This window comes from Salinispora goodfellowii, assembly GCF_059570675.1.
The window spans coordinates 21,720-36,548 of the sequence record NZ_JCANTD010000018.1 but is presented as its reverse complement, the minus strand read 5'-3'; the positions used below and the strand labels follow the sequence as shown (position 1 = coordinate 36,548).

14 protein-coding genes are annotated in these 14,829 nt (G+C 69.3%); 8 read left to right on the top strand and 6 right to left on the bottom strand.

Going from position 1 to position 14,829, the window contains the following annotated elements; genetic code table 11:
- Positions 1–47: 47 nt before the first annotated feature.
- From T398_RS16980 to T398_RS16970, 3 genes are all read left to right on the top strand, one after another.
- A complete protein-coding gene (locus tag T398_RS16980; protein ID WP_496448108.1) occupies positions 48–1,304 on the top strand; it encodes a DegT/DnrJ/EryC1/StrS family aminotransferase in 1,257 nt (418 codons plus the stop codon).
- Positions 1,285–2,316: a glycosyltransferase gene (locus T398_RS16975; protein ID WP_496448202.1), complete on the top strand. Its 1,032-nt coding sequence runs from the start codon at positions 1,285–1,287 to the stop codon at positions 2,314–2,316. Before T398_RS16980 ends, T398_RS16975 begins: the two co-directional genes overlap by 20 nt.
- 142 nt (positions 2,317–2,458) lie before the next feature.
- Positions 2,459–3,193, top strand: coding sequence for a YdcF family protein (locus tag T398_RS16970; protein WP_496448106.1), 735 nt, complete (start codon positions 2,459–2,461; stop codon positions 3,191–3,193).
- Positions 3,194–3,258: 65 nt separating this feature from the next.
- On the opposite strand, the gene T398_RS16965 is transcribed toward T398_RS16970, so the two are convergent.
- The 4 genes from T398_RS16965 to T398_RS16950 all read right to left on the bottom strand — a co-directional run bounded on the left by T398_RS16965 (position 3,259) and on the right by T398_RS16950 (position 6,939).
- Positions 3,259–4,272 carry a Gfo/Idh/MocA family protein gene (locus T398_RS16965; RefSeq protein WP_496448104.1) on the bottom strand — a complete coding sequence of 338 codons (1,014 nt, stop codon included), beginning with the start codon at positions 4,270–4,272 and terminating at the stop codon, positions 3,259–3,261.
- Between the two features lie 48 nt (positions 4,273–4,320).
- Entirely contained in the window at positions 4,321–4,932 is a 612-nt protein-coding gene (locus tag T398_RS16960; protein ID WP_496448103.1) for a dTDP-4-dehydrorhamnose 3,5-epimerase family protein, read from the bottom strand.
- A 9-nt stretch (positions 4,933–4,941) separates the two neighbouring features.
- Positions 4,942–5,928 (bottom strand): NAD-dependent epimerase/dehydratase family protein, encoded by a 987-nt coding sequence (locus tag T398_RS16955; RefSeq protein ID WP_496448200.1) that lies wholly within the window; start codon positions 5,926–5,928, stop codon positions 4,942–4,944.
- Between the two features lie 84 nt (positions 5,929–6,012).
- Complete coding sequence (locus tag T398_RS16950) at positions 6,013–6,939, bottom strand: putative sugar O-methyltransferase (RefSeq protein ID WP_496448102.1); 927 nt, start codon at positions 6,937–6,939, stop codon at positions 6,013–6,015.
- A 289-nt stretch (positions 6,940–7,228) separates the two neighbouring features.
- On the opposite strand from T398_RS16950, the gene T398_RS16945 reads away from it, so the two are divergent.
- From T398_RS16945 to T398_RS16935, 3 genes are all read left to right on the top strand, one after another.
- On the top strand, positions 7,229–8,236 hold the full coding sequence (locus T398_RS16945; RefSeq protein WP_496448198.1) for a methyltransferase: 1,008 nt from the start codon (positions 7,229–7,231) through the stop codon (positions 8,234–8,236).
- A complete protein-coding gene (locus T398_RS16940; protein ID WP_496448101.1) occupies positions 8,233–9,354 on the top strand; it encodes a glycosyltransferase in 1,122 nt (373 codons plus the stop codon). The genes T398_RS16945 and T398_RS16940 overlap by 4 nt, the downstream gene beginning before the upstream one ends.
- Positions 9,355–9,441: 87 nt before the next feature.
- Entirely contained in the window at positions 9,442–11,004 is a 1,563-nt protein-coding gene (locus T398_RS16935) for an alpha/beta hydrolase (RefSeq protein WP_496448099.1), read from the top strand.
- An 83-nt stretch (positions 11,005–11,087) separates the two neighbouring features.
- Here the strand turns inward: T398_RS16935 and T398_RS16930 are convergent, their stop codons facing one another.
- Both T398_RS16930 and T398_RS16925 read right to left on the bottom strand, forming a co-directional pair.
- Complete coding sequence (locus T398_RS16930; RefSeq protein ID WP_496448097.1) at positions 11,088–11,885, bottom strand: VOC family protein; 798 nt, start codon at positions 11,883–11,885, stop codon at positions 11,088–11,090.
- Positions 11,886–11,954: 69 nt separating this feature from the next.
- Entirely contained in the window at positions 11,955–12,365 is a 411-nt protein-coding gene (locus T398_RS16925; protein ID WP_496448095.1) for a VOC family protein, read from the bottom strand.
- 223 nt (positions 12,366–12,588) lie between these two features.
- Here T398_RS16925 and T398_RS16920 point away from each other — a divergent pair, with 223 nt between their 5' ends.
- Positions 12,589–12,909, top strand: coding sequence for a non-heme iron oxygenase ferredoxin subunit (locus T398_RS16920; RefSeq protein ID WP_496448094.1), 321 nt, complete (start codon positions 12,589–12,591; stop codon positions 12,907–12,909).
- A gap of 89 nt (positions 12,910–12,998) precedes the next feature.
- Positions 12,999–14,768, top strand: a complete 1,770-nt coding sequence (locus tag T398_RS16915; protein ID WP_496448092.1) for an ABC transporter ATP-binding protein — start codon at positions 12,999–13,001, stop codon at positions 14,766–14,768.
- Positions 14,769–14,829 lie beyond the last annotated feature (61 nt).

Genomic DNA, 14,829 nt, shown 5'->3' with positions numbered 1-14,829 from the left:
GCGACGGTGCTCGTCCGACAGGTCGTACGGCTTTTGGAGGCCCGCGCGTGAAAGACACGGTCGCTGATCTCGCCATTCTCGGCGGGACTCCGACGTTCCCACGGATGCTGCAGGTGGGAACGCCCAGCGTGGGAGAGCGGTCGCGGTTGTTCGAGCGGCTGCGCACCGCGTTGGACAACAAGTGGCTCACCAATGGCGCCCTGGTCCGGGAGTTTGAGGAACACATCGCGACGCTGGCGGGCGTACGGCACTGCGTGGCGACCTGCAGCGGCACCATGGCGCTGCAGCTGCTCTACCAGGCCACCGGGCTCACCGGCGAGATCATCATGCCCGCGATGACCTATGTGGCCACCGCACATGCCGCCTCGATGCTGGGGCTGACGCCGGTCTTCGCCGACGTCGACCCGGAGACCGGATGTCTCGACCCGCAGCGGGTCGAGACGGTGCTGACCCCGCGCACCTCGGGCATCGTCGGGGTTCACCTCTGGGGCCGGCCCAGCCCGGCCGGTGAGCTGGAGAAGGTAGCTGCCGCGCACGGCCTCACGCTCGTGTTCGACGCGGCGCACGCACTGGGGTGCAGCCACCAGGGCCGCCGGATCGGTGGTTTCGGTAGCGCGGAGATGTTCAGTTTCCACGCCACCAAGGTGGTCAACTGCTTCGAGGGCGGTGCGGTGGCAACCAACGACGACGCTCTCGCCGGGGAGCTTCGCGCGCTACGTACCTTCGGGATCACCACCGACGGCCGTAGCGTGGGGGTCGGCACCAACGCCAAGATGACCGAGGCATCCGCGGCGATGGGACTGACCTCGCTGGACGCAATGGCCACCACCGTGCGCCACAATCGGGCCAACCACGCGCGCTACCATGCTGCGCTGCGCGGACTGGGCGGCCTGGCCGTCGTCGACTTCGACGAGGCCCAGGAGCCCAACTGGCAGTACGTCATCCTCCGGATTGACGAAGCGGTGACCGGCATCCATCGCGACCTGGTGATGCGGATACTCCGAGCGGAGAATGCGGGCGCGCAGCGCTATTTCTCCCCGGGCTGTCACCAGCTGGAGCCCTACCGGTCCCAGCGGCCGGTCTCCCTGCCGCACACCGAACGACTGGCGGAGCAGGTCCTCGCCCTGCCAACGGGCCCGGCGGTCGGCGCGGCGGACATCGACCGAATCTGCCGCATCGTGCGCTGCGCGATCTCCCACGGACCGGAGCTCACCAACCGGCTTGACCCGCGCCCCACCCGCCCTTTCGCCACCTCCCAGAAAGCACCTCAAATCGATGAAATTCATGTTCACCGTCGGGGGTAGTCAGTCCACCGTGTTCTGCATCGCGCCACTGGCGACCGCGGCCCGGAACGCCGGTCACGAGATCCTGCTGACCGCCGACGAACCGCTGCTGGAGACCGCGGCGGCGATCGGATTGCCGGCGGTCCCGACGCCCCATCCGGGAAAGCCCGCGGCCCGGTTGCGGGCCCTGGTGGAGTTGGCGGGGCAGTGGCCGCCCGATGTGGTGGTCGGTGGCCTGTCATACGTCCCCGGCCTCGTCGCCGTGGAGACCCGGGCGCTGTACGTGCGCCACTACTGGGACATCGTGCCGCTGCGGCCAGAGCCGGGAATCATCCCCGATCTGGAGCGACTGGGCCTGAGCGGGCCACCGGCGGCCGACCTGTTCATCGACGTGTGCCCGCCGGCCCTCCGGCCGTCGCCCACCCCCGGCGCCTGGCCGATGCGCTGGATTCCGAAGAACCGGCAGGGTCGCCTGCAGCCATGGATGTACACCCGGCCCGCCGACCGCCCGCGGGTGCTGGTCACGGCGGGTACGCGCAACCTCTTCCTGCATTCGCGCAGCAGCGTCATCCGACAGCTGGTGGACCAGCTCATCGCGGCTGGCGCCGAGGTGGTGATCGCGGCTCCGGAGCGCGCCGCCGCGGAGTTCGGCGCGCAGTTCCACGATGTCCGGGTCGGCTGGGTACCGTTGGATGTCGTCGCCCCCACCTGTGATCTGGCGGTACACCACGGCGGGGCGGCTACCACGATGACGGTGCTGAACGCCGGCGCACCGCAGCTGGTCGTCCCCGACAACGACTACTCCCGGTCCGTCGCGAAGGCCCTCACCGACGTCGGCGCGGGCCTGACCGCCGCCCCGGTACCCCCGGACGGTGACCGGGCGGCGGTCGAGGCGATCGCCGCGGGTTGCCGGCGAATCCTCGCCGACCCCGGGTACACCGAACGCGCGCGGTTCCTGGCCGCCGGAGTCGCCGAACTTCCCCCGCCCGCCGAGGTCGTGCACACGGTCGAGAAGCTGGTCGCCAGCCGATAGCCGGGGCCCAGCCTTGGCCCGGGTGCCTTGGCCCGGGTGCCTTGGCCCGGGTGCCTTGGCCCGGGTGCCCGCCGCCCCGACCAGGGATCGACGCTGGTTATCCTGAACCACACCAGCAGGCCCACACCGGAGGAGTTCCGTATTGACCACGAAGGTGGGCATCCTTCTGCACAGTCGTCACCTCGAGACGGAGGCGTGGGAGGACCTGGTCCTTGGTCGCCCCCGGGACGACCGGTTGGGCGACGCGGCCACGCTGGCGCGGGAGGTCCTGACCCTAAGCCATGATCACGAGCTCAGCTGCATCGTCATGGGCAGCGGCTTCTCCCAGCGCGACGGCATCAGCGAGGGTGAGTACACGAAGCGATTCTTCCTGGCGAACCTCGCCCGGCTCGAGGAGTTCCCCCGGCTACGCCCGCTCCTGGCCCGGCTGTCCGGCCCGCAACGGGCCGCCTTCCAGCAGTCGGTACGGGACAGCATCATCATGCCGCGGGCCGGCAACACGGTCTCCGAGTTGGAGACCGCGGCCGGTATCTTCGCCGCGCACGGCGTGCACCGGGTGCTGCAGGTCACTGCCGCCAGTCATGCTCCCCGCTGTCTCCGGGAGCAGACCGTCGCCCGGGCGTACGGTCTGATCGCGACCGAACAGCAGTGGTACACGGTCGCCACCGACATGGCCTACTGGGGCACCCGCCCCGAGGATGTCTGCGTCATCGAGCCGCTCCACCGGCGTGACCAGCCGATGACCTTCGTACGGCCCGGGCTCTCCGAGGTCATCGCGCCGTACTTCTTCCTTCCGGATACCGACAAGAAGGCGTTCGTGACGATGGTCGCGGAGTTCATGGCCGCCCGCGGCAGCACTGCCCAACCACCGCGGTAGTCCCACCTGGGCCGGGAGTAGCTGCGGGAGATCCTCCCCGAGCGCGGCACCCGGTGCACGGCCTGTCAGCCGATCCACCCGCTCCGGGCGTCCGCGTGCGACGCGGGGGCGCGCACCGCGCGCGTCCGCACCTTGTCGATCAGTTCCGCCTGCAGGTTGATCGCTTCCGCCTGCGGACGGTAGTCCGCACCATCGAGCACGGACCGGGCGAAGAACTCTGCCATGTTCCGGAACTGATGATCTGCGGGGAGCAGCACCTCCTCGGCATGGCCCTCAGCCTCGATCCGGATCACCGGCTGCCGGGTGGCCGGCGGAGTGAAAGCCCGGTCAAGGGTGAGTCGCGCCCGTTCACCCCAGAACGAATAGCAGGATCGGTACGCGTGCTCGAAGCCGAAGGAGAGTTCGGCCGTCACGCCCGACGGGGTGGCCAGCAGGACGTGGCCGGCCAGGTCAACGCCGCTGACCGGACTCGTCCGCAGCACCGAGCCGACGACGTCGAGCTCCGGGCCGAGGAAGTAGGTGGCGGCGCGCAGCGGATAGACGCCGACGTCGAGCAGCGCACCGCCGCCGAACTCGCCGCGGTAGCGCCAGTTCGTCGGGGCCAGTGGCGGGATCCCGAAACGTGCGGTGAGGAGCCGGGTCGTGCCGATCCGGCCCGCAGCGACAAGGTCGCGCACCACCTCGTGCTGACGGTGGTGGAGAAACATGTAGTTCTCCAGTAGCCAGAGTCCCGCCTGCTCCGCCTGGTTCACCAGCTTGCGGGCGGTGACATGGTCACTGGTGAGCGGCTTTTCGGAGAGCACGTGTTTGCCGGCCGCCAAGGCCCGGCTCACCCAGTACGCGTGCAGCCCGGTGGGCAGTGGGATGTACACGGCGTCAATGTCGGCCCGGTCCAGCAACTCGTCGTACCCGTCGGCAGCCCGGCATCCGAACTGCCCGGCGACCATACGAGCCCGGGCGGGGTCACGGCTCGCGACCGCTCTCAGCTCGATCCCGGTCACTTCGGTCAATGCTGGTAGAAACCGACGGAGCGCGATGCTGGCACACCCCAGAACTCCCAGCCGGATGAGAGCGGGCATCCGGCACCTCCCTTCACTGGAGCCGGCCGGTAGCCGGCCTGGCGGCGATCAATGGGCCACCTGATACAGCTGCTGCTCCAGCACCTGGCACTGCTGGTAGTCGGGGAGCAGGCCGGCCTCGGCGGTCTCGGCCAGACTCGGACCCACCCGGTCGCGGTCGGAGACGATCGGTTCCAGGTCCGTGGGGATCGGCAGCCCCAGAGCGGGGTCAAAGGCGGAGACCACCCGCTCGTGCTCCGGGACATACGCCCCGGTGAGCATGTAGGACATGATGGTGTCGTCGGCGAGCGACACGAAGGCGTGCCCGACCCCGACCGGAAAGTACACCGCCCGGAACTCCCGCGAATCCAGCTGCACCGCGTCCCAACGGCCGAATGTCGGTGAACCGACCCGGACGTCCACGACGATGTCGATCGCCGCACCGGCAGCACAGTAAACGTACTTCGCCGTACCCGGTGGAGCACTGGTGTAGTGGACGCCGCGGACCACACCCCGTCGGGACACACTGTGGTTGGTCTGCGCGACGGGCAGGCGCGGGCCGCCGTTCGCCGCGGCGAACGGCGCTCGCTGGAACGGTGACACGAACAGCCCACGGCGGTCGGCGTAAACCTCGGGCGTAAACCTGAACGCACCCTGGACCGCGAGTCTCTCGACCTTCACCTGATCCTCCTAGAGCCGGTCACTTCCGTCGAGCAGGGCCGCCACGGTGCGGTGTACCGCCTCCGCAAGCTCCGTGCGCGCGCACCATCCCGAGACCCGCTGGAAGGGCGTCGGGTCGATCTGCATGCTCTGAAAATCGATGACAGGAGCGTGGGCCGGCGCCGGCACCGAGACCACCGGTACCGCCGGCTCGCCGGTCTGCGCCGCGACCGACCTCGCGACCGTACGGAAGACCGCGCCCAGCGTGTCCGGGCGGCCGGAACCCACCAGCCAGTGTCGACCGCTCAGCGCATCCGGGCAGCGCATGGCGGCCAGGAAGGCGTCCGCGGCGTCCTCGACATACACCAGGTCCCGCCGAACGGTGCCGTCATGCCACATCGTCAACGGCTGACCGGCGAGGGCCCGGCGGGCCATCGTGACCACCACACCCTGATCAGCCACCCGGGACAGCGAGCTCTGCCCGAACACGGTCGGCAGCCGCAGGCTGACCCCACGCAGTACCGACGCCGCGCTGGCGGCCTTCAGCAACCGTTCGGCGGTCAGCTTCTGCCGGCCGTAGGCGGTCTCCGGGCGGTCCGGTTCGCTCCCGATCATCGGCCGATTCGGGGGCTGTCCCACCTGCAGGGTGGTCGCGGCGAACACTACCAACGGAGCGGTCCGGGTCGGCCGGCGCCGGCCGAGAATCTCGATGAGTTCGCGCACGATGCCCACGTTCACCCGTTCTCCCTCCGGAGTGTCGGCGTCACGCCACCCACCGCTGTGTTTACCCAGGTGGAGAATGACGTCGGCGCCCGCGACGGCATCGGCCAGGCACTCGGTCTCGGTGAGGTCCCCGGTGCAGACCTCCACCTCGGCCACCACCTGCTCCGGTAGCGGGCTACGACGACGCGAGGCGGCTCGCAACCGGATCGGAAGCTGCGCCAACCGGGCGGTGACGACCGACCCGAGGTAGCCGGACGCTCCCAGTACGCTCACCACGGGTGGGTCACCGCCCATCGCCAGCTCCCAGTCCACCGCTCCTCCGATCTCCGGTGTTCGCAGGTTGTCGCGCCCCTCCGGCTTCATCGCCGGTCCGGCCGGTCAGCCACCACTGTCCGGTCGTTTCCGGCGATAGACGGCCTGCCAGTAGAAGCTCCACGGCACGGCCCACGCATCAGTGACATCGCGCCATTCGGGGCCGGGCCGATAGGCCGCGAGGAACCCCGGCACGGCGGCCCGCACCGCCTGGTTGTCGTGGATATCCAGGACCTGACGGAGTAGACCGGTCTCCATCGCCCGCCACCGGGCCTCGTCGCCCTCCACGTGCCCGTCCAGGCTCCGATCCTGGTACTTGCCGACGGGGTTCTTCACATAAAGGGCCGCGCACCGACGGGCGATCAGATCGAGGTAGCAGCGTACGGTCTCCGGGGTCATCTCGGCGAACGAGTTGATGTTGATGCCGAGGTCGAAAACGCTCTCGCTGAGGGCCAGCCCCACGTCCCCGTCCTCCACCGGGACGAAGCGGAGCTTCGCGAACTGGGCATCGTCCAGGACCACCCGCAGATAGCGACGGCTGAACCGCATGGTGCTGCGCAGATCCACGATGCAGTACGCAGCGACATCATGGTTCGACAGCAGGGTGTGACAGGTCCGCCCGTAGCCGGCTCCGATCTCGAGCACCCGGGCGCCCCGCAGGTCGACGCTCCGCTCGATGAACCCGACCTCGAGCGTGGCCTGCAGGTAGTCCAGGCAGACCGGCATTCCGTGCCACCGCACCGCGACCGGATCGCCCACCTCACGCCGGGCCGTCCGACGTAACCGCGCCCAGTCCTCCGGACCAAGTGTGTTCGCCAGATTGTGCACCAGCGTCTTGAGATACCGCACGCCGTTCACCTCGGGGTCCCACAACGACATCTTGTGGTTCGGCCGCTCCGACTTGAAATGCGAGAGATCTACTGCCGCGTCCTCGGTGAACCAGTGCCGAATGATGCGTTCCCACTGTCGGCTCGCTCGGTATACGCCTGTCATCTCGACCGTCTTTCACCCAGGGAAGGATTCGAAAACGCTTTTACCCGCTCGACGGTGTGGACGTACTCGATCTCGACGGATTCTGACATCTGGTCCGGCGCGCCGCAACGCAACCGTTGCGGCGGGACCCACGTTCAACTGACCGCCGTCCCCAGATGAACAGTTTCCGCGGCCCCACAATCAGGGGTTGAACGCATTCTCGAACGAGTAACAGCACGCCGATAATGGCCTCGAAGCGGGCCGCCGCGGGCCACCCCAACAGTGGAGGGACGACGCAGTGCCAGAAAAGGTGGATGTCGACTCACTCAGCGACCTGGCGACGCCGTGGAGCCTACGCGTGGTGGTAACCCTGGGCGTGGCCGAGCAGCTGGCGGCTGGCGTCACCGAGATCGGAGAGCTCGCCCGCCACATCGAGTGTGACCGGGACTGCCTGGCCCGGGTCCTGCGCCATCTGGTCGGCAAGGGCGTCTTCGAAGAGCCGGTCGAGGGCGAGTTCGCCCTGAACGAGGCGGCCCGTTCCCTGCTGAGATCCGGCCGGCTACGCGGCCTGGCTCTGGACGGCCACGGTGGCCGCAGCGCCGCCGCCTGGAACGGACTGCTGGCGACGGTGCGGACCGGACAACCCGGATACCAGACCGTCTTCGGACGCCCCTACTGGGCCGACCTCGACGCCGACTCCGACCTCGCGGCCAGCTACGACGCGAACATGGGTCGGCGGGCCGGCGAGGCATCGGATCCGGCTGTCCTCCTCGACGACACCTGGGCTCAGGTCGACCACGTCGTGGACGTGGGCGGTGGGACCGGCGAGACGCTCGCCGAAATCCTGCGGGCCCGGCCGACGGTCCGCGGCACCCTGGTTGACCTGCCCCGAACGGTCGCCCGGTCCACCGAGGTCTTCGCGGCCGCGGGGGTTGCCGACCGGGCCGCCGTCCGGGGGCAGAGCTTCTTCGACCCGCTGCCCGCCGGAGCCGACGTCTATCTGCTCAAGCGTCTGCTCCTGGACTGGCCGGACGAGCAGGCTGTCGCGCTGCTCACCCGCTGCGCCGAGGCCGCGGCACCGCACGGCCGCGTGGTCGTGGTCGGCGGGGTCTCCCCAGGACGGTCGGCCGCCTCGGCCGGGCTCCTGATGATGGTGCAGACCGGCGGCAAACCCCGGACCCTGGACGAGTTCCGGGACCTCGCCGCGCGCGCCGGCCTCACCGTGACGGCATCCGGCCACAGCCCGTCGGGCCAGTTCGTCACCGAATGCCGCCCCGAGGCCGGCAGCACCGCACGGAACACCAGCGCCCGGCGATGAGGTTCCTCTTCCTCACCACCGGCAGCCACGTCACCGTCTATGCGATCGCCGCCCTGGCCCATGCGGTACGCAACGCGGGGCACGAAGTACTGGTGGCCACAAACGAGCCGCTCATCGACGCGGTGGAGACGGTCGGCCTACCCGGGGTGTCGATCACGTCGACGTCGATCCGGTCCTTCCTCGCCACCGTCGACTCGCCGCACGAGATGGTGGTGACCGGCCGCGGACTGGGAAGGATGGCCGCCGCCACGCTGGCGGGCCTGAGCGAGCTGGCGCAGGACTGGCGGCCGGACGTCGTCGTCGGTAGCTCGATGAGCTACGCGGCAGGGCTGCTCGCCGCGGCACGGGACGTCCCCTTCGTACGGCACATCGAGTATCTGCGAATTCCGATGGCGGAGATCGACCCGGTAGCGGCGAAGGAGCTTGCGCCGGAGCTGAGCCGCCGGAGCCTGGGCGGGCTACCCAAACCCGACCTGGTGGTTGATGTCAGCCCGCCGTCGCTACGGTCGTCGCCCGCCGCCGACGTGCACCCCATGCGCTACGTGGCCACGAACCCCCAGCGCCGCCTCCAACGGTGGGCCTACACCCGGCCGCCGGGCCGCCCCCGGGTGTTGATCACCTCCGGGACGCACCATCGCATGCTCGCCGGCCGCTCGTTACGGCGGCTGGCAGCGCAGCTCACCGCCGTGAACGCCGAGGTGGTGATCGCGGCGCCCACCCGGGTCGCCGAGGAGTTCGGTGCGACGGCGGACCACATCCGCATCGGTTGGATCCCGTTGGATACCGTGGCACCCACCTGTGACCTGGCCGTCCACCATGGCGGCGCCACCACCACGATGGCCGTCATCGCCGCGGGAGTGCCGCAGGTGATCACTCCCCCGAACACCCACACCAGAGCGATCGCCGACGCTCTGTCCAACTTCGGCGCCGCCGTGACGGTCCACGCTCCCCGCCCGGCCGATCCCGACCTGGCGGACGTCCTGGCCGCCCGCAGCCGAGAGCTACTCGCCGACCGGCGGTACGCCCGGCAGGCGCAGGCCCTCGCCGCCGAGCTGGCCGTGCTACCGACCCCGGCCGACATCGTCCGGCGGATGGAAACGCTGACCGCCGCCCGATGAAACCCCAACAGTCCGAATGATCCGGCCGACGAGTAAGGCACTCAACAGGTGTTGGGCACCAAGCCCACGAGCAGTTTGGGGGGAATAGTGAAAAGACTCTTCGCTGGTGCGACCGCAGTCGTACTTGGTCTCACGGCACAGGTCATCGCCGTCGCTCCGGTCGGGGCGGCACCAACGGTGGGCAGCACCGCCTGGCCGGCCAGCACAATCTCCTGGTCCCCCTGCCCGGCCGACGACCCGGTGATGGAGGACTACCTGGTCGGGCTGGAGTGCGGCTCACTCGCGGTGCCGCTTGACCACTCCCGGCCGACCGGCCGGAAGATCACCCTGGCGCTCACCCGGGCCAAGCACACCGCGCCGGAATCCGAGTACCAGGGCGTTGTCCTACTGAACCGGGGGCAGTGGCCCGGCACCATCGGAAGGGATCTGCCAACCCGGTTCGCCAAGGGCTGGAGCGGGCTGCCGACCGAGGTGGGTTCGACCTACGACTGGATCGGGTTCGACCCCCGCGGCGTCGGGGCGAGCGAGCCGTCGATCACCTGCGACCCCACCTACCTGTATCCGGGCGAAGCACGGCCCGACTACGTTCCGGGCAGCCGCACTGAGGAGAAGGTGTGGACGAAGCGGGCCCGCGCGTACGCGGAGAGCTGCGGCGAGAGGTACGGCGACACCCTCCGGCACTTCCGGACCACCGACACGGCGCGGGACATGGATCTCATCCGGGCCGCGCTCGGTCAGGAGAAAATCAACTATCTGGGCTACTCCTACGGCACCTACCTCGGCTCGGTCTACGCCTCCCTGTTCCCGGACCGGGTGCGCCGGATGGTACTGGACAGTGTGGTGCAGCCGAGCACAGTCGGGTACACCGCACTGTCCCGAACGAATGCGGCCTTCGAGCGGCGCGCGCAGATCTTCTTCAGCTGGATCGCCGAACACGACTCCCACTACCACCTGGGCGACACGGCCGCGGCGGTCGAGGCGAACTACTACCAGGGCATGGCCGCACTCCGGGAGGCGCCGATCGACGGCCAGATCGGCCCGGCGGAGTACAGCGACATCTTCGCGGTGAACGTGTATCGCAGCTACGTCTGGACCTACCACGCGCAGGTGCTGGCCGACTGGGTGCTGCGGGGTGACCCGGCCGGGCTGCGGGCGAACTTCGGTGGCGAGCCGGGCTTCCCTGCCCAGAACACCCATGCCACGTACCGCACCGTGCAGTGCGTCGACGGCTACTGGCCCCGGCGCTGGAGCCGCTGGCACACCGACCTGAGCCGCCAGTACGACCGCGGAGACCGCTTCATGACCTGGAACAGCGCATGGTACAACGCTCCGTGCGCATTCTGGCCGGTGCCAGCCCGCCGCCCGACGAAGGTCGGCGACCGGAGCGCAAACATATTGCTGATCCAGGCGGAGCACGACGCGCTCACCCCGGTGGCCGGGGCCTACGAGGTGCACCGGCGGTTCCCGGACTCCCGGCTGGTCCTGGAGCGCGGCGGCGTCTTCCACGGCGCGTCCCTGACCGCCAACGCCAACGAGTGCCTCAACAACCACGTCACCGCCTACCTCCGAGACGGTACCCGTCCGAGCGCCACCACCGGCGTTGACGCCACCTGCGACGCGAATCCGCTACCCGCTCCGGAAGCCGGCTGACCGGCACACCCAACGAGTCCGCCGGCCGACACCTCGGGCCGGCGGACTCGGATCCGCGGGGGCTGACCCGGCCGAGCCCGCCACTACCCAGAGGTCACCTTCCACAGAAAGCCGTCCGGATCGGTGAAGTAGCCGGCATAGACTCCCGACCCGGATTTCGCAGCCGGGGCGACGACCCGGCCGCCGGCAGCGGTCACTGCCGACAGGAGGGAGTCGACCTCGTCCGGCGAGGGCACCAACCGTTCGAAGGCCGCCGCCCGGAAGTCGGCGCGGTCCTCCTTGGTGCCGACATCCTTGGCCAGCACCTTTCCGTCCATCAGGCCCAGCCGGCAGCCGGCCGGACTTGGCTGGAAGTCGATGTACTTGCTGCCGTAGTCCCGGTCGACCACCATGCCCAGGGCCGAATAGAACGACTTGGCGGACTTCGTCGCGGCGACGCCGAGGAGGATACCGACCTCATTCGGCACCGGTGTCTCCTGAGCTGGCCCGGTCGGCTTCGCCTTCGCGGAGGTCAGCTTCCAGACCGCACCGTCCGGAGCCTGGAAGGCACCGGAGAAACCGGCGAACATGGCCTTCTTCGCCGGTTTGAGAACGCTCGCGCCGTGCCGGGCGGCAGCGTCCAGGATGCTCCGCACCTCGTCGGGCTGGTTGACGATATAGCTGAGGACGTAACCGCGATAGTTCGGTGCCGTGGGCTCCGCATGCGCCTGTGCCGCCAGCTCCGTGATCGGGCACACGGCGAGCCGGGCCACGCCGTGCAGATCCAACTCCACCCGCTCGTCCTGATGGCCTACGGCAGTAGCCGCGAACACGGACTGATAAAAGGCGGGTGCGGCCTGCGCGTCGGTTGCCCCGAGCGTGATCGTGTCGGGCAGCAGCATGATGGTGATGGCCTCCTTGGCGTCAGTGGGCTTGCGATCAACGAGGGAAGTGACGCTTCCGCGCCGCGGTCAACCCGCCTGCTGGATCCGGATCAGATTGCCGGCCGGGTCCCGGAAGGCGCAGTCCCGGACCCCGTAGTCCTGGTCGATCGGCTCCTGCACCACCTCGGCTCCGCTGGCCTGCACCCGCTCGAACACCTCGTCGAGGTTGGCGGCGGCGAGGAGAACACCGGCGTACGTGCCCTTCGCCATCATCTCCTCGATCGTGCGCCGCTCGCCGTCGGTGATCCCGGGGTCGGCCGCCGGCGGTTGGAGCACGATTGAGGTCTGCGGCTGGTCGGCCGGACCCACCGTGACCCACCGCATCCCGTCGTAACCGACATCGTTTCGAATCTCGAAGCCCAGGACTTCCCGGTAGAAGGTGATCGACGCCTCCGCATTCTCGTGCGGCAGAAAGCTCGAGTGAATGGTGATGTTCATAGCACAACGCTAACGGCCGTCCGACCCCGACGCTTCTTGATTCCTGATCCATTCTTCCTGGTCACCGGCGGGAGCCGGTGGCTCCAGCAGGTTTCGACTCCCGCTCAGCTCCGGCCTGAGGACCGCCACGCAAGGTGGCGGAAGGCTCCCGTCCGGCGGACCAGCCCCGGCATCCGGCATCCGGCATCCGGCAGAAACGAAACGTGGTCGAGAGGAGTGGACGATGGATTTCGTCAAGGTGTGCCCGGTGACGGCGCTTCCGGCCGAAGGCGCGATCGAGGTGAAGGTCGAGGGCCGAGCGGTGGCCGTGGTCCGGAGCGGGGGACGGGTGTACGCGATCGACGACCGGTGTTCCCACGCGGAGGTTTCGCTCGCCGAGGGAGAGGTGTACGACGGCACGATCGAGTGCTGGCTGCACGGCTCCTGCTTCGATCTGCGCACCGGTGAGCCGACCAATCCCCCGGCTACCCGACCGGTCGACACCTACCAGGTACGGGTCGAGGACGGGGACGTCTACGTCGCCCCCGGCGGAGCCCGGCCCTGACCGGCGCGGCGCCCCGGTGACCTGCCGCCGCCCCACCGCCACCAGCCGGGACGACCCGCCGTGCCGCCCGCGCCGACTGAGGAGGCTGGGTGACCACCACCGCCCCTGATGTGCCGGTACGGCGCATCCTCCGGTTGTTCCGCCCGTATGGATGGAGCCTGGTGGTCGTCGCCGGCCTGGTCGGCCTCTCCTCCCTGTTCTTCCTGGTCAACCCGTTCCTGATCCGAGAGATCCTGGACGTGGCCCTACCGGAGGGCCGGACGGGTCTACTGACCGTCCTCGCTGGTTGCATGCTCCTCGCGTCCGTCGCGAACAGCTCGGTCGTCGTCTGGCAGACCTACCTTTCCACGAAGGTCGGCGAGCAGGTGATGCACGATCTGCGCGCCGCCGTCTACGGACGCCTGCAGCGGATGCCGCTGGCCTTCTTCAGCCGGACCCGCTCCGGCGAGGTGCAGTCGCGGATCACCAACGACATCGGCGACATGCAGGCCACCGTGACCACCACCGCGACGACATTGGTCTCCGACGTGACCGTGGTCGTGGCCACGATCATTGGGATGTTGGTGTTGGACTGGCGTCTTACCATCGTGTCGCTGGTACTGGTGCCGTTCTTCGTCTGGGTCGGGCGACGGGTCGGCAACCAGCGCCGCCGCATCACCCGCGAGCGGCAACGCCAGGCCGCCGCGATCTCCGTGATCGTGCAGGAATCGCTCTCCGTCAGCGGTGTGCTGCTGGCCCGGACGATGGGCCGCTCCCGCTCACTGACCGACATCTTCACCGCGGAGTCGCGACTCCTGTCCGACCTGGAGATCCGCTCACACCTGGCCGGCCGCTGGACCCAGGCGACAACCTGGATCGTGTTGGCATCGATGCCGGCGGCGACGTACTGGGTGGCGGGACTGAACGGCCGCGGCGGTCAGGCGGCGATCTCCATCGGCACCCTGGTCGCCTTCACCACCCTGCAGCAGACTCTGCTGCGACCGGCGGTCTCCCTGGTGGAGGTCGCCGTGGAGGTGCAGACCTCACTCGTCCTGTTCGGCCGGATCTTCGAGTACCTCGACCTGCCCGTCGACCTCGACGAGGCGGCGGGTTCCGCCCCCCTCGCGAAGCCACGGGGGGAACTCCGGCTCCACCAGGTCGGCTTCACCTATCCGGGCGCGGACCGGCCCATGCTGTGCGACATCGACGTGGCGGTCCCCGCCGGCCGCAGCCTGGCGATCGTCGGTGAGACCGGGTCCGGCAAGACCACCCTCAGCTACCTGATCCCGCGGCTGTACGACCCGACGTCGGGACGGGTGACAATCGACGGCACCGACGTGCGGGACCTGCCCGCGGAGACGCTGGCGGCGACGGTCGGCATGGTGTTCCAGGAGACCTACCTGTTCCACACCTCGGTCGCCGAGAACCTGCGGTTCGCCCGGCCTGACGCGACCGACGACGAGTTGGTGGCGGCCGCCAGGATCGCCCATATCCACGACCACCTGCTGTCGCTGCCGAACGGGTACCACACCGTGGTGGGCGAACGGGGGTTCCGGTTTTCCGGCGGGGAACGGCAGCGCCTGGCGATCGCCCGGGCGGTCCTGCGCGATCCGCCGATCCTGGTGCTCGACGAGGCGACCAGTTCCCTGGACAACCAGACCGAGGAGGCCGTCACGCGGGCCATCGATGCGGCCAGCGCCGGTCGTACCACGATCACGATCGCGCACCGGCTGTCGACGATCCGCGAGGCGGACGAGATCATCGTGCTGGATGCCGGCACCATCGTCGAACGCGGCACCCACGCCGAGTTGGTGGAGTTGGGGGGGCACTACGCGATGCTGGTCAACCGCGAGGCCGAGGTGCCGGCCGACGCCCGCTAGCCGCGGCGCACACCGGGCACCACGGGGGCGGTCCACCGCCGCCCGTCGTTGGTTACCGTGG

Bases quoted from the DNA above. Each gene is read 5' to 3' on its own strand.
- T398_RS16940 (WP_496448101.1), top strand. From the start codon at position 8,233: ATGAGGTTCCTCTTCCTCACCACCGGCAGCCACGTCACCGTCTATGCG.
- T398_RS16975 (WP_496448202.1), top strand. From the start codon at position 1,285: ATGTTCACCGTCGGGGGTAGTCAGTCCACCGTGTTCTGCATCGCGCCA.
- T398_RS16930 (WP_496448097.1), bottom strand. From the start codon at position 11,885: ATGCTGCTGCCCGACACGATCACGCTCGGGGCAACCGACGCGCAGGCC.
- T398_RS16925 (WP_496448095.1), bottom strand. From the start codon at position 12,365: ATGAACATCACCATTCACTCGAGCTTTCTGCCGCACGAGAATGCGGAG.
- T398_RS16965 (WP_496448104.1), bottom strand. From the start codon at position 4,272: ATGCCCGCTCTCATCCGGCTGGGAGTTCTGGGGTGTGCCAGCATCGCG.
- T398_RS16955 (WP_496448200.1), bottom strand. From the start codon at position 5,928: ATGGGCGGTGACCCACCCGTGGTGAGCGTACTGGGAGCGTCCGGCTAC.
- T398_RS16950 (WP_496448102.1), bottom strand. From the start codon at position 6,939: ATGACAGGCGTATACCGAGCGAGCCGACAGTGGGAACGCATCATTCGG.
- T398_RS16920 (WP_496448094.1), top strand. From the start codon at position 12,589: ATGGATTTCGTCAAGGTGTGCCCGGTGACGGCGCTTCCGGCCGAAGGC.